21 protein-coding genes are annotated in these 20,759 nt (G+C 60.4%); 11 read left to right on the top strand and 10 right to left on the bottom strand.

Annotation, left to right across the window (positions count from 1 at the left end):
• The first annotated feature begins 6 nt into the window (after positions 1–6).
• Positions 7–780, top strand: a complete 774-nt coding sequence (locus LSG25_RS12520) for a LamB/YcsF family protein (protein ID WP_232741258.1) — start codon at positions 7–9, stop codon at positions 778–780.
• A 159-nt stretch (positions 781–939) separates the two neighbouring features.
• Here the strand turns inward: LSG25_RS12520 and LSG25_RS12515 are convergent, their stop codons facing one another.
• The 3 genes from LSG25_RS12515 to dprA all read right to left on the bottom strand — a co-directional run bounded on the left by LSG25_RS12515 (position 940) and on the right by dprA (position 3,625).
• A complete protein-coding gene (locus LSG25_RS12515) occupies positions 940–1,461 on the bottom strand; it encodes a hypothetical protein (protein WP_232741257.1) in 522 nt (173 codons plus the stop codon).
• Position 1,462: 1 nt separating this feature from the next.
• Complete coding sequence (locus tag LSG25_RS12510; RefSeq protein ID WP_232741256.1) at positions 1,463–2,371, bottom strand: hydroxymethylglutaryl-CoA lyase; 909 nt, start codon at positions 2,369–2,371, stop codon at positions 1,463–1,465.
• A gap of 114 nt (positions 2,372–2,485) precedes the next feature.
• Positions 2,486–3,625 (bottom strand): DNA-processing protein DprA, encoded by a 1,140-nt coding sequence (gene dprA / locus LSG25_RS12505; RefSeq protein WP_232741255.1) that lies wholly within the window; start codon positions 3,623–3,625, stop codon positions 2,486–2,488.
• Between the two features lie 135 nt (positions 3,626–3,760).
• On the opposite strand from dprA, the gene def reads away from it, so the two are divergent.
• Positions 3,761–4,276 carry a peptide deformylase gene (gene def / locus LSG25_RS12500; protein ID WP_232741254.1) on the top strand — a complete coding sequence of 172 codons (516 nt, stop codon included), beginning with the start codon at positions 3,761–3,763 and terminating at the stop codon, positions 4,274–4,276.
• Positions 4,277–4,365: 89 nt separating this feature from the next.
• Positions 4,366–5,310 (top strand): methionyl-tRNA formyltransferase, encoded by a 945-nt coding sequence (gene fmt, locus LSG25_RS12495; protein ID WP_232741253.1) that lies wholly within the window; start codon positions 4,366–4,368, stop codon positions 5,308–5,310.
• Between the two features lie 73 nt (positions 5,311–5,383).
• On the opposite strand, the gene rimO is transcribed toward fmt, so the two are convergent.
• The gene (gene rimO, locus LSG25_RS12490) at positions 5,384–6,700 is read right to left on the bottom strand and encodes a 30S ribosomal protein S12 methylthiotransferase RimO (protein WP_232741252.1); all 1,317 of its coding nucleotides are present in this window, start codon (positions 6,698–6,700) and stop codon (positions 5,384–5,386) included.
• A gap of 180 nt (positions 6,701–6,880) precedes the next feature.
• Here rimO and rsmB point away from each other — a divergent pair, with 180 nt between their 5' ends.
• Genes rsmB through LSG25_RS12470 form a run of 4 tightly spaced genes read left to right on the top strand, consistent with a single transcriptional unit; the run spans position 6,881 to position 11,842 of the window.
• Positions 6,881–8,185, top strand: a complete 1,305-nt coding sequence (rsmB, locus tag LSG25_RS12485; protein WP_232744677.1) for a 16S rRNA (cytosine(967)-C(5))-methyltransferase RsmB — start codon at positions 6,881–6,883, stop codon at positions 8,183–8,185.
• Between the two features lie 48 nt (positions 8,186–8,233).
• Complete coding sequence (locus LSG25_RS12480; protein ID WP_232741251.1) at positions 8,234–8,809, top strand: DUF4390 domain-containing protein; 576 nt, start codon at positions 8,234–8,236, stop codon at positions 8,807–8,809.
• Positions 8,806–11,145, top strand: coding sequence for an ATP-binding protein (locus LSG25_RS12475; RefSeq protein WP_232744676.1), 2,340 nt, complete (start codon positions 8,806–8,808; stop codon positions 11,143–11,145). The genes LSG25_RS12480 and LSG25_RS12475 overlap by 4 nt, the downstream gene beginning before the upstream one ends.
• Positions 11,146–11,155: 10 nt before the next feature.
• Positions 11,156–11,842, top strand: coding sequence for a response regulator (locus LSG25_RS12470; RefSeq protein WP_232741250.1), 687 nt, complete (start codon positions 11,156–11,158; stop codon positions 11,840–11,842).
• Positions 11,843–12,698: 856 nt separating this feature from the next.
• Here LSG25_RS12470 and LSG25_RS12465 read toward each other — a convergent pair.
• On the bottom strand, positions 12,699–13,607 hold the full coding sequence (locus tag LSG25_RS12465) for a methyltransferase domain-containing protein (RefSeq protein WP_232741249.1): 909 nt from the start codon (positions 13,605–13,607) through the stop codon (positions 12,699–12,701).
• Positions 13,608–13,695: 88 nt separating this feature from the next.
• On the opposite strand from LSG25_RS12465, the gene LSG25_RS12460 reads away from it, so the two are divergent.
• Both LSG25_RS12460 and LSG25_RS12455 read left to right on the top strand, forming a co-directional pair.
• A complete protein-coding gene (locus LSG25_RS12460; protein WP_232741248.1) occupies positions 13,696–14,475 on the top strand; it encodes a ComF family protein in 780 nt (259 codons plus the stop codon).
• Positions 14,476–14,488: 13 nt separating this feature from the next.
• Entirely contained in the window at positions 14,489–14,959 is a 471-nt protein-coding gene (locus tag LSG25_RS12455; RefSeq protein ID WP_232741247.1) for a tRNA (cytidine(34)-2'-O)-methyltransferase, read from the top strand.
• A 46-nt stretch (positions 14,960–15,005) separates the two neighbouring features.
• On the opposite strand, the gene LSG25_RS12450 is transcribed toward LSG25_RS12455, so the two are convergent.
• Genes LSG25_RS12450 through LSG25_RS12430 form a run of 5 tightly spaced genes read right to left on the bottom strand, consistent with a single transcriptional unit; the run spans position 15,006 to position 18,407 of the window.
• Entirely contained in the window at positions 15,006–16,007 is a 1,002-nt protein-coding gene (locus LSG25_RS12450) for a tripartite tricarboxylate transporter substrate binding protein (RefSeq protein ID WP_232741246.1), read from the bottom strand.
• A 37-nt stretch (positions 16,008–16,044) separates the two neighbouring features.
• Positions 16,045–17,148, bottom strand: a complete 1,104-nt coding sequence (locus tag LSG25_RS12445; RefSeq protein ID WP_232741245.1) for an NAD(P)H-dependent glycerol-3-phosphate dehydrogenase — start codon at positions 17,146–17,148, stop codon at positions 16,045–16,047.
• Between the two features lie 11 nt (positions 17,149–17,159).
• The gene (gene secB, locus LSG25_RS12440; RefSeq protein WP_232741244.1) at positions 17,160–17,672 is read right to left on the bottom strand and encodes a protein-export chaperone SecB; all 513 of its coding nucleotides are present in this window, start codon (positions 17,670–17,672) and stop codon (positions 17,160–17,162) included.
• A 32-nt stretch (positions 17,673–17,704) separates the two neighbouring features.
• The gene (gene grxC / locus LSG25_RS12435) at positions 17,705–17,962 is read right to left on the bottom strand and encodes a glutaredoxin 3 (RefSeq protein WP_232741243.1); all 258 of its coding nucleotides are present in this window, start codon (positions 17,960–17,962) and stop codon (positions 17,705–17,707) included.
• 34 nt (positions 17,963–17,996) lie between these two features.
• Entirely contained in the window at positions 17,997–18,407 is a 411-nt protein-coding gene (locus LSG25_RS12430) for a rhodanese-like domain-containing protein (protein ID WP_232741242.1), read from the bottom strand.
• 89 nt (positions 18,408–18,496) lie between these two features.
• Between LSG25_RS12430 and gpmA the strand changes: the two genes are divergently transcribed.
• Together gpmA and LSG25_RS12420 are read left to right on the top strand one after the other, a co-directional pair.
• Positions 18,497–19,249: a 2,3-diphosphoglycerate-dependent phosphoglycerate mutase gene (gene gpmA, locus LSG25_RS12425; protein WP_232741241.1), complete on the top strand. Its 753-nt coding sequence runs from the start codon at positions 18,497–18,499 to the stop codon at positions 19,247–19,249.
• Position 19,250: 1 nt separating this feature from the next.
• The gene (locus LSG25_RS12420; RefSeq protein ID WP_370635866.1) at positions 19,251–20,726 is read left to right on the top strand and encodes a peptidoglycan DD-metalloendopeptidase family protein; all 1,476 of its coding nucleotides are present in this window, start codon (positions 19,251–19,253) and stop codon (positions 20,724–20,726) included.
• Positions 20,727–20,759: the final 33 nt, after the last annotated feature.

Below are 20,759 nucleotides of genomic sequence, written 5' to 3'. Positions count from 1 at the left end.
GCCGCAATGACACAGCAGATCAACCTCAATGCCGACATGGGCGAAAGCTTTGGAAAATGGAAGATCGGCAACGATGCCGAACTGATCAAGATTATCCGTTCCGCCAACGTGGCCTGCGGCTTTCACGCCGGCGATGCCACGGTCATGGCCGAAACCGTTAATCTCGCCCTGAAGAACGGCGCTTCCATAGGCGCCCATCCTGGCTTCAACGATATCTGGGGCTTCGGCAGGCGGCAGATTCAAATGAATGCCCAGGATCTCGAATACATGATCACGTATCAGATCGGCGCCTTGCAAGCTCTTGCGGGGGCAATTGGCGCCAAGGTCACGCACGTCAAACCGCACGGAGCCTTGAACAATATGGCGCATCACGAAGAAGCCATTGCGCAAGCTATCGCCCGCGGCATCCGTGCCGCGGACCGTGAATTGATTTTCGTTGCCAACGCCTGTTCCGAAATGGTGAAAGCGGGACACAAGCTCGGACTGAAGGTCGCTGAAGAGGCCTACGTTGATCGTACCTATTCCGAAACCGGGCTGATGACTTCACGCAGTCTGCCTGGCGCCATGATTACCGATCCCGCCCAAGCGGCACGGCAAGTTCTTGCCATGCTTGAAGAGCAGGCCATCATCACGCCGTCAGGCAAGAGGATTCCTGCCGCGATACGTTCGTTCTGCACACATGGAGACGAACCCACCGCGGTGGCTGTCGCAAGCCACGTCCGTGTCGAGTTAGAAAAGAACGGCATTGCGGTCGTGCCATTGACCGAGATGAGCTTCTAAGCCATGCCGCCAAGATCTGCAGTGTGGTTTTCGAAAGACATCGAGAGATCCGCTGCTGTCGTCTGACCCATGTGCGCCGCCTTGAGTTCCAACTGCTAAAAGCCTTCTTCATGCATGCATGAAGAAGGCAAGAGTGGGCCTTATGGTGAAATGTCCGGGCTAGCGCCGTCGTCGATATACCAGCGCGATACGGGCAAAGGCGACTTGCAGTTCGCGTGTGCCGGCCTGGAAGACCACGGGGCGTCCGCGGCTGGTGAAGCACACCAGGCGCTTCGAGGTGAAAAGCGGAATGAACTTGGCGAACCGGATGTCTTCCCAGGCGACCTGGCGCCGCGTAATCCACGATTGCTCGATGCCGATCCGCGTGATTCGGGTTTCGGAAACCAGCATGAATCGCGCCACTACGAGCAGTGCCAGGAAGCACACCAGAATGCTGCCCGCCACCAGGGGGCTGACGTTGTGTCCGCCGGGACTGGTGGCGGTATAGGTGATTTGCATGCCGATAATCAGCACGATGATCCAGGCCAGTATTTTGATCCAGATGGGCCAGGCCTGGCCGTGCAATGGCAGAGGGCCGATTTCTTCGAGCAGGGCGGAACGCTCTTCGGGGCTGGGCATGGCCGTATCGAGCAGGGCGGAAAGATCCTGTTCGGCAGGTGCCGGCACCTTCGGCAAGCCCATCCTAGCCCGCCTTGCGCGCGGCTAGCGCATTGCCGGCCCGGCTTGCCGTCTTGCGGCCGAGATGGCCGGATATCCACATGCCGATGTCGACCACTTCATTCAGGTCGATGCCGGTTTCGATGCCGAGCCCATCCATCATGTACAGCACGTCTTCGGTCGCGACATTGCCGGTGGCTCCCTTGGCGTAGGGGCAGCCTCCCAGGCCGGCGACCGAGGTATGGAATATGCTGATCCCCGCTTCCAGGGCCGCCAGGATATTGGCCAGCGATTGGCCGTAAGTGTCGTGGAAGTGCCCCGCAATGCGCGTGGGGTCGACGACTTTGGTCACTGCGTTCATCACCTGGCTCACCCGTTTGGCGGTGCCTGTGCCTATGGTGTCGGCCACGTCGATTTCGTCGCAGCCCAATGCCAGAAAACGCCGGGCGACGTCGACGACCGATTCAATGGGGGTTTCGCCCTGGTAGGGGCAGCCCAGGGAGCAGCTGATGCTGCCGCGCAGGCGCAGTCCGGCGGCCTTGGCGGCCGCCGCGACCGGCTCGAAGCGTGCGATCGATTCGGCTATCGAGCAATTGATGTTTTTTTGCGAGAACGCTTCGCTGGCCGAGCCGAAAATAACGACTTCGTCCGATTGAGCCGCCAGGGCCCCCTCGAAGCCTCGCATATTGGGTGTGAGCACCGAGTAAATGGTGCCGGGCTGGCGTTGTATTCCAAGCATGACGTCGGCGCCGTCCGCCATTTGCGGGACCCATTTGGGCGACACGAACGAGGCGGATTCGACATTCTGGAAACCGGCGGCTGACAAGCGGTCGATGAGTTCGATCTTGATCTGGGTGGAAATGAATTCTTTTTCGTTCTGCAACCCATCGCGAGGAGATACCTCGACAATTTTGATTCGATCTGGCAAAGACATGGGGAGGTTCCTAAGTATGTTCGAGGATCTTTGTGCCGGATAAAGCCCCGAAAGACGAGTCTCGGCTCAAAATCAGGAGTTTATCCGCACTTTTCATGCTTAATGATAAGCTTTTTAGCGTTGTTGAAAGCGGCCGTCGTCAAGCCTTGCCACGGATTCGTTGAGTTCCAGCTCCAGCAAATGGGTATTCAGTGTGGCCAGATCGAGATGGGTGCGTTGCTGGAGCGTATCGAGATCGATGGGGTCATAGCCCATTGCGTCGAGCATCATCCGGCTATTGGCGTTGCGGCTTGCATGACGGTTGCGATCGGGCTTGGGGGGAAGAGCGGGGGCCGCGGCGGTGGAGTCGGGACGCGGCAGGCCGAGTTCGTCGCGGATGTCGGCCGCTGATTCGACCAGCTTGGCGCCTTGGCGGATCAGGGCGTGACAGCCGCGCGACAGTGGGGAATGTATGGAGCCCGGTATGGCGAACACCTCGCGGCCCATTTCCGAAGCGAGCTTGGCGGTAATGAGCGACCCGCTTTGCCGGGCGGCCTCGACCACCAGGACGCCACGGGCCACGCCTGCCACGATACGGTTGCGTTTGGGGAATTGATAGGGCAATGCGCGGGTACCGAGCGGAAACTCCGACACAAGCACGCCCTGTTCGGCGATCTGGTGGGCCAGATCGAGATTGCGGGACGGGTACACGATATCGATGCCGGTACCCAGTATGGCCATTGTGCCGCCGCCTTGGGCGCCGGCCCGCAGGGCGCCTTTATGGGCAGCCGCGTCGATGCCCAGGGCGAGGCCGCTGGCGATGCACCAGCCCTGCTCGGCCAGGTAGCGGGCGAAGGCCAGGGCATTGTCTATACCGCCTGCGCTGGCGTTGCGCGCGCCGACCATGGAAATGACCGGGCTGGCCAGCAGATTGACATTGCCGTTGACGTAGAGCATCAGGGGTGGGTCGTGGATATCGAGCAAGGCCTTGGGGTAAGCCGGATCGGCCAGCGTTACGATATGGTGATTGGGTCCGGACAGCCATTCGAGCGTACGGGCAATGGTTTCCTGTATTTCGGGCGTTGGTTCGGCGGCCAGGCGTTGGGCGAGTTCGGGCGGCACCAGCCTGGCAAGAGAACCGGTCGACATGGCGTAGATATTCTGCGGCAGCCCCGCTTCGAGCAGCAGGTGTCGCGCCTGGGCCAGGCCAAGGCCGGGCTCGAGCGACAGGCGCATCCATGCGGAGAATTCCTCGGAGGGTAAATTGAGCGACATAGTCTAAGTGTGACACAGCTCGCAGAGCTCGTGCGGCAGGCGTGACATGAAAAGCCATGCCTTCGGGCCGTGGATTACAGCTTTATTGCATCTTGTTTTATTATAAGAGCCTGGATGTTTTATCGGACGAGTTTTATGGCCTTACTTCCTATTCTTCGCTACCCCGACCCGCGCCTGCACAAAGTTGCCAAGCCGGTGGAGGTGGTGGACGATCGCATACGCGAGCTGGTGCGCGACATGGCCGAGACCATGTACGAGGCGCCCGGGGTGGGTTTGGCCGCCACTCAGGTCGACGTGCATGAACGGGTTGTCGTAATCGACGTTTCCGAAGAAAGCAATGATTTGCGGGTGCTGATCAATCCTGAGATTCTCTGGAAGAGCGACGAACTTCAGGTTTATGAAGAGGGTTGCCTATCGGTGCCAGGCGTATACGACGAGGTAGAGCGGGCGGCCCGCATTCGCGTGCGCGCCCTCGACGAACAGGGTGAAGGTATCGAATTCGAGGCGGAAGGCCTGCTGGCGGTGTGCGTGCAGCACGAGCTCGATCACCTGATGGGCAAGGTGTTTGTCGAGTACCTGTCCCCGCTCAAGCAAAATCGCATCAAGACCAAAATCCGCAAGCAAGAACGCCAGGACGCGCAGCGCATGTAGCGCGGCTTTGCTCCGCGGCGGCAGTTCCTCCGTGCAAGAGGGCGCCGCCTTGGTATCATGCCGATTCAGTCACCTGAATCGGCTTTTTTATGCGCATTGTCTTTGCCGGAACACCGGAATTCGCCCGTTTTGCCCTCGACGCCATTCTGGCGGCCGGCCATGAAGTCTGCCTGGCGCTCACGCAGCCCGATCGTCCCTCGGGGCGGGGCCTGAAGTTGACGCCAAGCCCTGTCAAGCAGGCAGCCCTGAATGCCGGTATTCAGGTGCTTCAGCCACGCAGCCTGCGCCTGGACGGCAAATACCCGGAGGAGGCCCGGGAGGCCTGCAAGGTCTTGTCTGCGCTGGCTCCCGAGGTCATGGTGGTGGCGGCCTATGGGCTGATTCTGCCCCAGTGGGTTTTGTCTTTGCCCAGGCATGGCTGCCTGAATATCCACGCCAGTCTGCTGCCGCGCTGGCGCGGCGCGGCGCCGATACAAAGGGCGATCGAAGCGGGCGATATGCAGACCGGCATTACCATCATGCAGATGGATGCAGGGCTGGATACCGGGGACATGCTGCTGGTGCGCTCTATGGGGATCAGTGGCGGCCACAACGCCGCACGCTTGCATGATGATCTTGCCGCCCTGGGGGCCGATGCAATTGTGCAGGCCCTGGATGATCTGGAAAAAGGCAGGCTGAAGGCAGTTCCGCAGCCCGCGGAAGGAGTGACTTATGCGGCCAAGCTGGACAAAGGCGAGGCTGCTCTGGATTTTTCGCAGCCTGCCCGGATTCTGGAGCGGCGCATTCGTGCCTTCAATCCCGTACCTGGATCCACCCTGCGCTTGCCCGGCTTGAGCGATCCGGTCAAGGTCTGGTCGGCCAGGGCATTGGATCGGCCCGCGCGGAAGACCGCCGGCCAGATCGAAGACGTAAGCCCCGCAGGCGTGGATATTGCAACCGCCGGCGGTGTTCTACGCCTGCTGGAATTGCAGAAAGCCGGCGGCAAGCGCCAGCCCGTCGAAGTTTTCGTACAGGGCTGGCACCCCGAGCTGTAGGGGCGCCCCTGCATCGATGAAGACCGCCGTCCGTGAACGAAGCCGATGAGGTGTCGGCGGAGGCGGCGGGAGGTCAGATCGCGTCGGCGTACAAATCGTATTCGTCGGAGTCCGTGACGCGCACGCGTATTTTTTCGCCGGGTTTGAGCTTGCCTTCGCTGCTCACAAATACGTTGCCGTCGATTTCAGGTGCGTCGGAGCTTGAGCGTCCGATGGCGCCGTCGGCATCGATTTCGTCGATCAGCACGTCGATTTCGCGGCCGACCTTGTAGGCCAGACGCGCCGTGGAGATGGCCTGCTGGTGCGCCATGAAGCGTTCCCAGCGATCCTGCTTGATGTCGTCGGCGACCGGGTCGGGCAGATCATTGGCACGGGCGCCTTTCACGGGCGAGTATTGGAAACAGCCCACCCGATCGAGCTGCGCTTCGGTCATCCAGTTCAGCAGATACTGGAAGTCTTCTTCGGTTTCGCCGGGAAAACCGACGATGAAGGTCGAGCGCAGGGTGAGGTCGGGGCAGATTTCGCGCCATTTCTTGATGCGGGCCAGGGTGCGGTCTTCGAAAGCCGGGCGTTTCATGGCTTTCAGGATGCGTGGGCTGGCGTGCTGGAACGGAATGTCGAGATAAGGCAGGATTTTTCCTTCGGCCATCAGTGGGATGACTTCGTCGACGTGCGGATACGGGTAGACATAGTGCAGGCGCGTCCAGACGCCGAACTCGGACAGGGCCTCGCAGAGCTGGGTCATGTGAGTCTTGATCGGCCGGCCATTCCAGAAGCCGCTGCGGAATTTCACATCGACCCCATAGGCGCTGGTGTCCTGCGAAATGACCAGCAGCTCTTTGACGCCGGCCTTGACCAGGCGCTCGGCCTCGCCCATGACATCGCCGATGGGGCGGCTGACGAGATCGCCGCGCATGGACGGAATAATGCAGAAACTGCAGCGGTGGTTGCAGCCTTCGGATATTTTCAGGTAAGCGTAGTGGCGCGGCGTCAGCTTGATGCCTTGCGGCGGCACCAGGTCGATGTAGGGGTCGTGCTCCATGCTTGGAGGAGCCGCCTCGTGCACGGCGCGTACCACTTGTTCATACTGCTGGGGCCCGGTAACGGCGAGCACAGCCGGATGAATGTTGCGGATCATCGATTCTTCGACGCCCATGCAGCCGGTCACGATGACTTTGCCGTTTTCGGCAATGGCCTCGCCGATGGCGTCGAGCGATTCGGCCTTGGCGCTGTCGATAAAGCCGCAGGTATTGACGACCACGACATCGGCATCGTCATAATCGGGAGTGATGGCATAGCCTTCAGTGCGCAACTGGGTCAGAATGCGCTCTGAATCGACCAGCGCCTTGGGACAGCCCAGGCTGACGAAACCGACTTTGGGGGAACTCATGGATAACCTCGTAGAGCCTTCAGGCTCGGTAAAGACAGGAATTTTAACGGGTAGAGCCCAATACCGGGGAGCCCGGCTCCATTTGGTGATACAGTCCGCTAGATATCTTCACCCCAATTGATGCCATAGCTCGTGCCCGATACTTCTTTCAAACCGTCCCGAATTTCCCTGTCAGACACTATGCTGGCCAGTGCGCACAATGTCCGGGCCGTGCTGTCGGGCCGGTCGCTGTCCGACTGTCTGGCGGCTACACCGGTCGAATTGCGCGCCGCAAGCCAGGCGATCAGTTTTCATGTGATGCGCCGCCTTGGCCTGATGTGCGAGGTCAGGAACCTTCTGGTGCAGCGTACGCCTCCCAATGCCGTATTCGATGCCCTGTTGCTGGTATCGCTGGCTTTGCTCGATACCGCCGTCGAAGCCGCCGAATCGCCGGGCCAGGAGCCGTTGCGGCGCGATTTGCCAGTATATGCCGTGCATACGGTGGTCGATCAGGCCGTTCAGGCAGCGGCAGGCCAGCGCAAGATGGTGCCTTACAAAGGGTTGCTGAATGCCACCTTGCGGGGCTTCTTGCGTGAAAGAAGCGCCATTTTAGCGCAAGCGCTGCAAAATCCCGAAGCGCAGTGGAATTATCCTGAATGGTGGATAAGGCTCGTCAAGCGCGCCTACCCCCGGCAATGGGAACGTTTGCTGGAAGCCGCCAACCAGCCTGGCCCGATGAGCCTGCGGGTCAATGTGCGCCGCTCCTCGCCTGCCCAGGTGCTGGAAGCCTTGGCGACAGCCGGGATTGACGCTTCACCGCTGGGGGATGCGGGCGTTGCCCTTGCGGCGCCTCGGCCCGTCCAGCAGATTCCGGGGTTTGAACAAGGCTGGTGGTCGGTGCAGGATGCTTCGGCACAACAGGCGGCGGTACTCTTGCAACCCGAATCGGGGTGGCGGGTACTTGACGCCTGTGCGGCGCCGGGCGGCAAAACGGCCCATTTACTCGAGTTGGCCGACATAGAATTGCAGGCGCTGGATACCGATGCGAGCCGCCTGGACAGAGTCGGACACAATCTGGAACGTTTAGGCCTGATGGGTTCGAATGTGTCCTTGCGCTGTGCCGATGCCGCCGATCCGGATGCCTGGTGGGATGGCCGCCCCTTTGATGCGGTGCTGGCCGATGTGCCTTGTACGGCATCGGGCATTGTGCGTCGTCATCCCGATATACGCTGGTTGCGGCGCGAAGCCGATGTGGCCAGGACTGCCGGCTTGCAGCGCAAAATAGTGGATGCTCTATGGAAAACGGTCAAGCCGGGGGGGCGTTTGCTGTATGCGACATGCTCCATTTTTCCGCAGGAAGGCGAACAGCAGGCCCTGCAGTTCTTAAAACGCCATGCCGATGCCCTGCGTTTGCCGGCGCCAGGGCAATTATTGCCTATCACCGAGACCGGCGATGCGAGTCTGTATGATGGGTTTTTTTACGCCTTGTTTGCCAAACTGCCTTGAGTCGTCAAAAATAGCGCACAGTCTTTGCATGTAATGTGCAGGTAGCCGATGATATTCCGAGTCTTGTTCTCCGTCGTGTTATGCGTATGCCTTGCTTCCCGGGTCGGACCGGTGTGGGCGGCGGAACCGGCTCAGGTGATGCAGGTCGAGCCGACGGCGCGAGACGGCAAACTCTATCTCGATGCGGACGTGCAGTTCGAGGTCAGCAGCGAATTGCGCAATGCGGCGCAAAAAGGCGTGCCGATTTATTTCACCGCCGATCTGTCCATTGTTTCCAGGCGCTGGTGGTGGTTCGACCGCACGGTTGTCGACAAACAGCTTACCTGGCGTATTGTCTATAACGCCTTGACGCGCCAGTGGCGTGTCGGGACGGGCGACCTGTCCTTGCCGGAGTCGTCGCTGGATGATTCCCTGTCGCTGATCCGCCATATACGCGGATGGGCGGTCGCCGATATAAAAGATCTCAGCCCCGACAAGAATTATCATGGCCGGATCCGTGTGCGCCTGGATACCTCACGCCTGGCGCGCCCCTTTCAAATCAATGCCTTCAACAGTAGTGCCTGGTCTTTAGCGACCCCATGGAAAGATTTCACGTTTTCAATCTCCGCGCACGATCCCTCCTGAAGTGGGGTCTGCGGCTGGCACTGATCGTTGCGGCGATCAGTGCTTTGGCGCTGTTGGCCCTGCTGGTCTGGTCCACCGGCAACGCCTCCCGTTATGCCCAGCAGTACGATACCTTGCTGATGCTCAATGGCGTATTTGCCGTTGCGCTGATTTTTTGGGTTCTGGTGCTCGCCGCGCGGCTGGTGCGCCAGATTCGGCGGCGGCAGTTTGGCGCCCGCCTGACGGCGCGTTTTGCCTTGTCTTTTGCCTTGATAGGAGTCTTGCCGGGCGCACTGATTTATGTGCTCTCGGTTCAGTTCATGTCCCGGTCCATCGAGTCCTGGTTCAACGTACGGGTCGATACCGCTCTCGAAGCGGGCCTCAACCTGGGCCGGGCCGCCCTCGATTCGCAACTTGCCGATTTGACCGGCCGGGCCAAAGACATTGCTTCCAAGTTGGCGAACTCCAGCGATTCCGACATGACCATTGCGATCACGCGCCTGCGCGAGTCCAGTGGCGTGGCCGAGGCGCTGGTATTTACCGGCAGCGGCCGCCTGGTGGCTTTTTCTTCTTCGGCCTACGGCCAGTTGCTGCCTGACGTGCCTCCGGCCAATGTCTTGAATCAGCTTCGGGTATCGCGCAGTTACTCGGCTGCCGAGACCTATAACGAAAAGACTCAGGAAGGGGGGGGCGACGAAACGGGTGCCGGTTTACGCCTGCGGGTCGTGATTCCCGTCAACACCATGGACCGCTTTTCGTCGGCATTGGGCGTCTCGCCCGACACACGCTGGCTGCAGGTGATCCAGCCTGTTCCCGAACAGATCGCGCGCAATGCCAATCAGGCTCAGCAGGGGTTTCGCGATTACCAGGAATTGGCTTTGTCGCGCCTGGGCCTGCGCAAGCTGTATGCCATTACGCTGACTCTGGCTCTTATTCTTGCCGTGTTTGCGGCAATTGTGGTTGCGTTGGCCTTGTCGCGCCGCCTGGTCCGGCCTTTGCTTACCCTGGCGGCGGGAACGCAGGCGGTAGGCGTGGGCGATTACCGGCCCTTGCCTGAGCCTCCCGAGAAAGACGAGGTAGGGCAATTGACGCGCTCTTTCAATGCCATGACGCGGCAGCTCGACGAGGCGCGGCATATGGTCGAAAGCAATCGCTTGCAACTGGAACGGTCCAATGTCTACCTCGAGTCGGTGCTGAGCAATTTGTCGTCCGGCGTGCTGGTGTTTGACGAAGCTTTTCGCGTCACCATCCTCAACCAGGGTGCGCAAACCATCCTGATGACCGATTTGCGCTCGGTCAAGGGGCGTCCGCTCGAAACGGTCGATGGCGCGTTCGAGCTGTCCAAACTGATACGCCAGGCTTTTGTCGCGCACACGGCGGTGGGTTCCGAGCGCCAGTACTGGCAGCAGCAGTTCGAACTCGAAGTCGAAGCCGCCAGTGACAACGAAAAAAAGAAGCATGTCGTTACCTTGCTTGCCCGAGGAACCCATCTGAGCGTGGATGGCCGCAATAATGGCTACCTTGTGGTGTTCGACGATATCAGCGAGGTCATCTCTGCAAACCGGACAGTGGCCTGGGGCGAGGTGGCGCGCCGTCTGGCGCATGAAATCAAGAATCCTCTGACGCCTATACAGCTCTCGGCAGAACGCCTGGCGATGAAGCTTTCGAATCGATTGAATGAAGCCGATTCGGCCATGTTGATCCGTTCGACCAATACCATCGTCAACCAGGTGGCGTCACTGAAGAAAATGGTCGACGATTTCCGTGAATATGCCCGCACGCCGCCCGCCCAGATGCAGCAGATCGATATTAATGAGCTGATTGCCGAGGTATTGACGCTGTATGGCTGGGACCCTATCGGCGGGACCGTGCGCGATGATGGGCAAAGCGTCAAGATCGAGGTTGAATTCGATCCTGACTTGCCTGTGGTCGAAGGTGATCCGACCCAATTGCGGCAGGTCATACACAATTTGCTGGCCAATGCCCGAGACGCGGCAAGCCAGGATCAGCCTCTGGCCGATGCGCGGATTTATGTTCAGACTAAACTAACGCATTCGCGTACTGAAGAAGGAACCGAGCATCAGGCGGTTCGTCTTACTGTTTCAGACAATGGCCAGGGGTTTGCGTCGCAGGTTTTGCCGCGGGTCTTCGAGCCCTATGTTACGACCAAGCCAACGGGAACGGGGCTGGGCCTGGCTATTGTGAAAAAAATTATTGAGGAACATGGCGGTCGGATAGACATTTCAAACCGTCGTGAAGGTGGTGCACGCATTTCCATCCTCTTGACCCGTCTTGCGAATTCACTCTCCACTATGGACGAAGACGCACAAGGGAACGATAATGCGGAAAAAAGATAGGTGAGGCTTTATGGCCAGAATTCTGGTTGTTGATGACGAAATAGGTATCCGGGAGTTGTTGTCCGAGATTCTTTACGATGAAGGACACACGGTCGAGCTTGCCGAAAACGCGGCTCAGGCCCGGGCGGCGCGGTTGCGCGCCCGGCCCGATCTGGTGCTGCTCGACATCTGGATGCCCGATACCGATGGGGTCAGTTTGTTGAAGGAGTGGGGCTCGCAAGGCCTGCTCGATATGCCTGTCATCATGATGAGCGGGCATGCCACGGTCGATACCGCCGTCGAGGCCACGCGGATAGGTGCCGTCGATTTTCTCGAAAAGCCTATTACGCTGCAAAAACTGCTGAAGACCATTGCGGCGGGTCTGGCGCGGCCGGTGCTTTCCCCTGGCCTGGCTGCTGCTGCCCGCATCCCCGAAAAACGTTCCGAATTCGGCCAGCCTCTTACAACGGCGCCGGTCCCCGAGCTCTCCGCTCCGCCGGCCAAGGAGCATGGCAATTCGCTGCTTGGCAGTATTGCGCTTGATCAGCCTTTGCGCGATGCACGCGACGAATTCGAGCGGATCTATTTCGAATACCATCTGGGCCGTGAAAATCACAGCATGACGCGGGTCTCGGAAAAAACCGGCCTTGAGCGCACTCACTTGTATCGAAAGCTGAAGCAGTTGGGCATCGATTCGTCGCGCAAGAAGAATAACTAGGGTCTTTTGGGTTCGAGTGTTTACAGCGCTGGGCGCGTTTCAGTGATTTTCGTTTTGAGCTGTTTTAGGCTTGGGTAGTGACATTGAGTTGGCGCTTTGGGCTGCCTGTATTGGCTTGGACTGTGTGTGTTGCTGTGTTTGCTGTGTAGGCGGCGGTTAATTCTATAAAGACGCCGCAGGGTGGGCGGTGCTGTGCAGTCCGGCACGTCCAGCGGTCGTGGTGCTACGCACCCCGACTGCCCGGGTCTGCCTCGTCCAGGCGGGCGTCGGGCCAACTCGCAGTGCCTCGCGCGCGAGGCACTGCTCAGACAGGGCCCGCCGAAAGCCCCCGCCTTCCCTTCGTCAGCACCCGGCGCTGGACTACCGCCGGCCTGCACAGCACCGCCCACCCTGCGGCTTGCGTTGAGGAAATGCAGCGAGAGAAACGTTGAAGTCATGCATCGAGGTATACGTCGAGGCGTCGGGCGCTTAGTAAATCCAGGGTTTGGCATATCGTGGTGTAGTGGTCACGTGATAGAGGCATGGGTGCGGGCACGCTCATTCCAGGCATGCCATTACGTGAGCCGTCTATCGGGGCTTGGGGTCAGGACCGGCGTAAGGCGTGCGCCGGATGCTACCGTAGGGAAGGCGGGAGCCTTCGGCGGGCGCTGTCTGAGCCCAGCCTCGTGAGGCTGGGCGAGTTCGCCCGACGCCCGCCTGGACGAGGTAGATCCGGATCAAGCACGCCGTGCCGGTCCTGACCCCAAGCCCCGATAGACGGCGTCTTAAGATACCAATACCCACCCATCGAATCCCGTAAACAACTCAAACCAAAAATACTCCAGCCATCCGCCCTCATGCCCGCAAGCCGCTTTCGCTATGGCGAGGACTTGCGTTTGATCGAATCGATGGAAATGCGAGTCTCGCCAGGGATACTGCGGTTGACAGCCGAACGCCATGCATGACCATAGGCAACTTCCAGGCTAAGGTGGATGGTGCCATCCTGGTGACGCTGTTTCTCCAGTGAAGCCAGCAGGCGGTTCCGCCATTGCCGTCCGACCAGGCCGGGTGTACGGCCCAGGCTGGGGTTGCCGCCCAAAGCCCGCAAATCGCTCAAGAGCTTCTCGGCGTTGCGGTAAGTCAGGGTAAGGATTTCCTGATCCATGACGGGATCGGCGAAGCCGCGTTCGATCAGCAGGTCGCCGAAATCGTGCATGTCGACAAAGCTGGGCGTAATGGTCTGGATGCCGGCGTCGGCCAGCGCCAGGCGCACTTCCTGCAGCGAGCCTGGCCCCAGGCAGGAAAACATGACCAGCCCGCCGGTTTTCAGTGTGCGCCGCCATTCGCCCAGCACCAGGTGCGGCTGGGGGTGCCAGTGCAGCGCCATATTCGACCAGACCATGTCCAGGCTTTCGGGGGCAAGCCCGGTATGAGCCAGATCGGCTTGCACGAACTGTGCCGCATTGGTGGGTTTGTTGCGCAATTTCTGCCACAGGCTAGGCTTGGCGGCATAGCGCTCCGTGGCTACCTGCAGCAGTGCGGAACAGGAGTCCAGGCCGGTATAGTGCAGGTCGGGATAGCGCGAGCGCAGCGGTTCGAGCGCATGCCCCGCCCCACAGCCGGCATCCAGTACGGCCGACGGAGTGATGCGTATGTAACTCAGGCGCTGCAGCATGCGCTGCGCCACTTCGCCGTACAGGAACTGGGCTTCGTCCAGAGGGCGGCGGCGGGCAAATTGCTGGGTGACGTGTGCGGGGCTTAATGGAAGGGTAGGAGGTTGTGACATTTTTGCGTACATCGGCGGGGCGCTATAACAGGAATCGTGCTCAGATGAGGGGCATCGGCTCGCCTGAGCTTTACCTCTTGGCACTATTATGGCTTATCTGCAATTCCGGCGCGAATCCGAGGCCGGCGGGGTGGGGAGATTTTACGGCCTGGTTCGACGCCACTGGGAACATCTGCTGGAGCAGGTGCCGGCCGATTGCGCTCTATGCCGAGGCAAGTCGCGCGGCTTGCAATTGTGCGATGCCTGCCGTCTCGACGTTACGCGGTCCATGGCGGCGCCGACGCTGCGGTGCGCGGTATGCGCCCTGGCTCTGGAGCAGCCGGGCTGCCCTGATTGCGCCGCGCGTCGCCCCGCTTTCGATCGCGTAATAGCGGCATTCGATTACGCCGCACCGGGCGATTTGCTGATCCAGCATTTCAAGGCACGGCATCGCTTTTCGCATGCGCGCATGTTTTCCGATCTGGTGGCCGGTGCCGTGCTGGCGGCAAAGCCTGCCTTGCCGGAGCATACAATCATGGTTCCCGTGCCGGCCAGCCGTGCCTCTTTGAGGCGGCGCGGATTTAATCCCGCGGCCGAAATTGCCCGTGGGCTGGCCCCTCGGCTCTCGTTTGCCTTGCGGCCCGAGCTGCTCGTGCGGGCCAGAGAGGGTGTGCGGCAAACCGGGCTGTCCCGAGCTGGCCGGATCGCTGGCGTAGAGCGGCTATATGAGTGTCCGTACAGGGTCGAGGACGCGGTCATTGCGGTTGTCGACGATGTCCTGACCACCGGCAGCACCCTGGACAGCATAGCGCGTGAATTCAAGGAGGCTGGCGCCGCTTCGGTGATCGGGCTGGTGGTGGCGCGTACGCCTTACAGTTTGCAGGTCTGAGGAATAGGAAATCATGTTTCACATTGTTTTGGTATCGCCGGAAATTCCGCCCAACACGGGTAATGTGATACGGCTGGCCGCCAATACGGGTGCGTATTTGCATTTGGTGCGCCCTTTGGGATTCGAGCTCGACGACAAGAAGCTGAAGCGAGCCGGGCTTGATTACCATGAGTGGGCGGCCATGCAGGTGCATGACAGCCTGGATGACGCTTTTGCACAGATAGGCGGGGCGGCGCAGCGTCGCTTTGCCCTGACGACCAAGGCTGGGCGCAAGCTGGGCGATCTGGCTTTTCAGGCCGGAGATGTTCTGGTGTTCGGGCGCGAGACGGCCGGGTTGTCGGCCGAGCAATTGGCCTTGTTCCCGCCTGAGCAGCGACTGCGCCTGCCGATGAGGCCGGAGCAGCGCAGTTTGAACCTGTCGAATGCCGTGGCCGTGACGGTATATGAGGCGTGGCGGCAAATGGGGTATGCGGGCAGCGTTTGAGCGCCGTGGGCCGGGGGTGGGTCTTGCGCCCACCCGTTCGGGCGGTTTAGTCCAGCGACAGGTGCAGCCGGTCTATGACTTCGTCCCAGCGTTTTTTCTCTTTATGAACCAGGGCGCTGAGCTGTTCAGGCGATGAGGGGGCCGGGGTGAAATACAGTGCCGCCATTTTTTTACTGACTTCGGGTTCGGTCAGGATTTGCGTGATGGCCTGATTGAGCCGGTCCAGGATATCCACAGGGGTGCCGGCGGGCGCGTACATGGCGTCCCATGAAATGGATTCGAAGCCCGGATAGCCTGACGATGCCATGGTGGGTATGCCTGGCAATATTTCGCTGGGTTCCAGGCTGGTAATGGCCAGCGCCCGCGCTTTGTTGGCGGTGATTTGCGGCATGGCGATGCCTGGCACCATGAAGCTTGCCTGGATGTCGCCGCCGATGATCGACGAAATGATTTGCGGAAAGCCGGTGTAGGGAATTTGCTGCAGCTGGATTCCGGCTTGATGTTCCAGCATGGCCATGCTGAGGTGCGACGAGCTGCCGGGGCCGACGGTGCCGTAGTTCAGTGTGTCCGGCTTGGCCTTGGCCAGCGCCACGAATTCCTGGACGGTTTTGGCCGGAGAGTCCATGGGCACCACCAGTACATTCGGGCTGGTGCCCACCAGGGTGATCGGCGCCAGGTCGGTTTCAGGGTTGTAGCCCAGGGTTTTTTTGTACAGGGTGGGGGCCGTGACCATGGGACCATTGATGGTCATCAGGATTGTATAGCCGTCGGGTTTGGCCTGGCTGGCATAGCGGGTGCCGATATTGCCGCCGGCGCCCGGCTTGTTCTCGACGATAACGGCCTGGCCCAGCGCTTTGGACAGGGGGTCGGCAATCAATCGCGCCAGTGTGTCGGGCGAGGATCCGGCCGGGAACGGAACCACCATTTGTATGGCTCGGTCCGGCCAGGGCGAGGCCATGGACGGGGCAGCCAACAGCACTGTCGCGCCTGCGGCAAGACTCAGAATGGCTTTATGCGCGATTCGGCGAGTCGGCGAGAACTTGGACATGAAAAAATTCCTTGTGGAGATCATAGGAAAGCGGGTTTCAAGGGGTCGGTGTTTCGGCCCGGGCTTCGCGGGCCAGCAAGCGGGACACGGCGTGCCTGGGCGCGACGCCATTGAATAATACTTCGCAGACGGCTTCGGTGATAGGCAAATCGACGCCATGGCTACGTCCAAGAGCCAATGCGGCGCGGGCGCAACGCACGCCCTCGGCGGTCATGCCGCTGGCCAGAATATGTTCAAGGGTTTGGCCCTGCCCAAGGGCGAGGCCTACCTGGCGATTTCGCGACAAGGCCCCGGTGGCGGTCAGGACCAGATCGCCCAGGCCGGTCAGACCGGCGAAGGTATCGGCACGACCGCCCAGTGCGGTGCCCAGGCGCTGCATTTCCGCCAGGCCGCGGGTAATCAGCGCGGCGCGGGCGTTGGTGCCCAGGCCGATGCCGTCGGCTATCCCGCAGGCAATGGCCATGACGTTCTTGAGTGCGCCACCCACCTCGACGCCAACGACATCGTCGCTGGTATAGATGCGCGCACTGCCGCCGTGCAGGGCCGCGGTAGTGATTTCTGCGACCCAGGCTTGCCGGCTGGCAATGGTGAGCGCCACCGGCAGGCCTTGTGCGACTTCGCGGGCAAATGAAGGGCCTGAAAGCACTCCCAGGCCCAGTGTTTGCGGTGCAGCCCCGGGTTTGTCGCCCTGGCCGGGCAGGGCGGCCTGGACGATCTGGTGCGGAAGTTGTCCGGTTTCCTGATGAAAGCCTTTGCAAGTCCAGACGACGGCCAGAGGCATGGCGGCGGTGCCGGCATGATGTTGCGGCGACGCCTGGGCTTGCCGTGTCGCGGCCAGGCGCACGCAGACCTCGTTGAGGCCGGCGACGGGAACGCTCAGTATGATCAGGCCGCCTGCATGGCCGGGGGCGCGGGCATGGGCGACCGCCCGATCGAAATCGTGGGTGCAGGACAAGCCATCGGGCAGCGTCACCTCAGGCAGGTATTTGCTGTTCCGATGCTGTTCGCCGATACTGTCTGCCAGTGCCGCATCGCGTGCCCACAGCATGGTGTCGGCATTGGCGCAGGCCAATGCCGCGAGCGCTGTGCCCCAGCTTCCCGCTCCGAGTACTGCAACACGCAGGCGGCCTGGCGCGCTCATGGGCTTTGCCTTTACTGGCGAGTCACGCCGGGGGGCAGCACCAGGCCGGACTCTTGCTTGCCCTGTTCTTCCGCCATTTGTGCCAGCCGCTGCTCGTACAAATTCTGGAAGTTGACTTCGGCCAGATGCAATGGCGGCAATGAGGTCCGGTTGATGGCATCGGCGATATTGGCGCGCAGATAGGGATAGAGCATGGTTGGGCAAACAATGCCAAGCAAGGGGTCCAACTGCTCGTCGGGAATGTTGGCGGCTTCGAAAATGCCGGCCTGTGTGGCTTCGACCAGGTAGAGCACTTTATCGGTAATGCGGGTGGTGACGGTTGCGGTGACTGAGCATTCGTACACGGTGTCGGCCAGGCGCTGGCCGCCTACATTGATGGAGACCTCGACGGTCGGGCTTTCCTGCTCGAGAAATATTTGAGGAGCATTGGGCATTTCGAGCGACAGGTCTTTTACGTAGGTGCGTTGCAGGCTGAAGCTTGGGTCTTGACTGTCTTGCTGTGTGTTTTGGTCTTGATCGGCCATAAGATTTTCCTGAAATGGATAATGTGTGGGTTTTAGGTGTTCAACAAAGGAACCAGACCATGGGAGCGGTCGAGTGCCGATAGATCGTCGTATCCGCCGATGTGGGTATCGTTGATATAAATTTGCGGTACGGTGCGGCGGCCCGTACGTTCCATCATAGCCGCACGCTGCTCGGGATTCTGGTCGATGCGGATTTTTTCGATTTCCGTTACGCCGCGCTGCTTCAGCAGCATTTCGGCGCGGACGCAGTAGGGGCACACGGCGGTGCAATACATAGTGACAGTTGCCATGATTTCTTCGTGTAAGCGGATTAAGACAGGGTTATCAGGATTTTTTTAGGGGCAAGCCATCTTTGGCCCAGCTGCGCAAGCCGCCATCGAGGCTGACTGTTTCAGTCAGCCCTTGCTTGCGCAGGCTGGCCGCGACGCGGGCGGAGTCCCGGCCCTGGTCGCAAACCAGGATAATCGGCTTGTTTTTGGGTAGGGTGGCCAGTTTTGCGTCGATTTCGGCGGCGGGCAGGTTGCGTGCCTGTGGGATACTACCTGTTTTGAATTGTTCGGCCGTGCGAACGTCGATGAAAATGGCCTGTTTCTGGTTGGCCAGCTGAATGGCTTCCTGAACGCCGACACTGCTGCCGCTGCGTCCTTTGTTCAGGGTGGGCCATAGCAGCAAGCCGCCTGAAACCAGGGCGATTATCAAAATATATAGGTTGTTTTGGCTGAAAAGAAAGTCCACGATGTATCCCGAATTGGCTCTTGGAATAAGAGTCGAACAAGTCGATTATAAAATGGAGAAGATAATTCAACTTTTAGGCGCTTTTTACCATGCATAAACTCGTGCTCATGCGACACGGCGAAAGCCAGTGGAATCTTGAAAACCGGTTCACAGGCTGGACTGATGTCGATCTGACCGAAACCGGGCGCCGGCAGGCCTGGGAGGCGGGCGAATTGCTCAAGCAGAACGGCTTCGAATTCGATCTGGCCTATGCGTCCGTGCTGAAGCGCGCCATACGCACGCTCTGGATTGCGCTGGATGCGATGGATGCCATGTATACCCCGGTGGGCCTGAACTGGCGCTTGAACGAACGCCATTATGGCGCCCTGCAAGGCCTGAACAAGGCCGAAACCGCGGCCAAGTACGGCGATGAACAGGTGCTGATATGGCGCCGCGCCTATGCCATTGCGCCTAATCCGCTCCAGCTCGACGATGAGCGCCATCCGCGTTTCGATCGTCGTTATGCCAAAATTGCGGCCGACAAGCTGCCGGCAAGCGAGTGCCTGAAAGACACGGTGGAGCGCGTTCTTCCGTTCTGGAACGAGTCGATTGCGCCCGCGCTGCGGGCCGGCCGGCGCCTTCTGGTGGCCGCCCACGGCAATAGCCTGCGCGCCCTGATCAAACATCTGGACGGCATTTCCGACGATGATATCGTGCATCTGAACATTCCTACCGGGCAGCCCCTGGTCTACGAGCTGGACGACGAATTGCGTCCAATCCGTCACTATTACCTGGGCGATCCAGCCGAAATCGAGGCGGCGATGGCAGCCGTGGCGGCTCAGGGCAAGGCTAAAAAGAACTAGCATGCGGCGTTTGTTTGTCTGGGCCTTGCTGATTTTGTGGACGAGTGCGGCGTTTGCCGCCGATTCGTCGGCCGCGCTGACGGCCAGGCAGGCTCAAGCCAGGAAGCAGCAGGCAGAGCTGCGCGGCCGTATCGAGTCTTTGCAAAAGGCCATCGATAGCCAGGAGTCGTCGCGACGCGACGCGGCCGACGAGCTCAAGGCCTCCGAGTCGGCAATTTCCTCGATCAACCGGCGTCTTGACGAATTGATGCAGCAGAAGCATGGCGCCGAGGCCGACCTGGCCGATATTGCCAAGAGCATTGTCGAGCAGAAGCGGCAATTGGCGCAGCGCCAGAACGAGCTGGCCGATCAACTGAGGGCGCAGTATGCCAGCGGCCTGTCGCCCTGGACGGCGCTGTTGTCCGGCGACGACCCGCAAGCCATAGGCCGGGAACTGGGGTATCTGGGCTATATTTCGGCGGCGCAGGCCAATACTGTCAGGGCGATTCGCCACGCCATCGACGAATTGGCCCGCTTGCAGTCTCGTTCCGAGGCCCGCAAAAAAGAGCTTGAGAAAGTCGCGCAAGAAACCGTCGAGCAGAAGAAATCGCTTGAGGAGCAAAAACAGGAACACCAGCAGGTATTGAGCAAAATCGAGGCTCAGTTGAAGGCCCAGCGGGCCCAGGCGCAAGGCCTGGAGCATAACGAGCAGCGTCTTGGAAAATTGATTACCGGCCTGGACGCGGCGATTGCCCAGCAGGCCGAAGAAGAGCGCCTGGCCGAGGAAAAGCGCAAGGCCGAGGAAAAGCGCAAGGCCGAGGCGGCGCGCAAGGCGCAAGAGGCTCGCAAGGCCCAGCAGGAACGCCAGCGTGAAATCGAGCGCAAGCGGGAAGCCGCCCGTCAGGCCGAGAAAGCGGCCCAGGACGCGCAGGCCCGCGCGCAGCAGGAACAGAGCGAGCAGGAAGCACGGCAGGTTCGCGAGCAAGTGGAAAAGGCGCGCGCCCAGGCGCGAGCCGCCGAGCAGGCGAACCGCGAGGCGAACAAGCCCAAGCCCGCGCCGGCCGAACCGGCCGCCTCGTCAGGCACGCGGCTTATGCCGGCGGGCGGTTTCGGCGGCTTGAAAAAAGGCCTGCCGTATCCGGTACATGGGGATGTGCAAGGCCGTTTCGGCGTAGCGCGGCCCGATGGAGGCATCTGGCGCGGGATTGTTTTGCGCGCCGATGCCGGGACGCCCGTGCACGTGGTTGCCGATGGGCGGGTGGTTTACGCCAACTGGCTGAGCGGGTTCGGCAATATCATGATTGTCGACCACGGCGACAAATACCTTACCGTTTATGCGTATAACCAGAGCCTGCTCAAGCGGGTTGGCGACATCGTTCACGCGGGAGAAACCATTGCCAGGGTGGGGGCCACCGGCGGGCAAGTGGAGTCGGGTCTATACTTCGAGATCCGGCATCAGGGTACGCCGGTGAATCCTTTGCTTTGGTTAGGGCGTTAATTTCGGTACTATTTGCCTTGCGTTGATTGGCAT

The organism is Paralcaligenes sp. KSB-10 (assembly GCF_021266465.1).
GTDB lineage: Bacteria > Pseudomonadota > Gammaproteobacteria > Burkholderiales > Burkholderiaceae_B.
The sequence above is the reverse complement of the archived record's forward strand: the minus strand, read 5'-3'. Positions and strand labels throughout refer to the sequence as shown.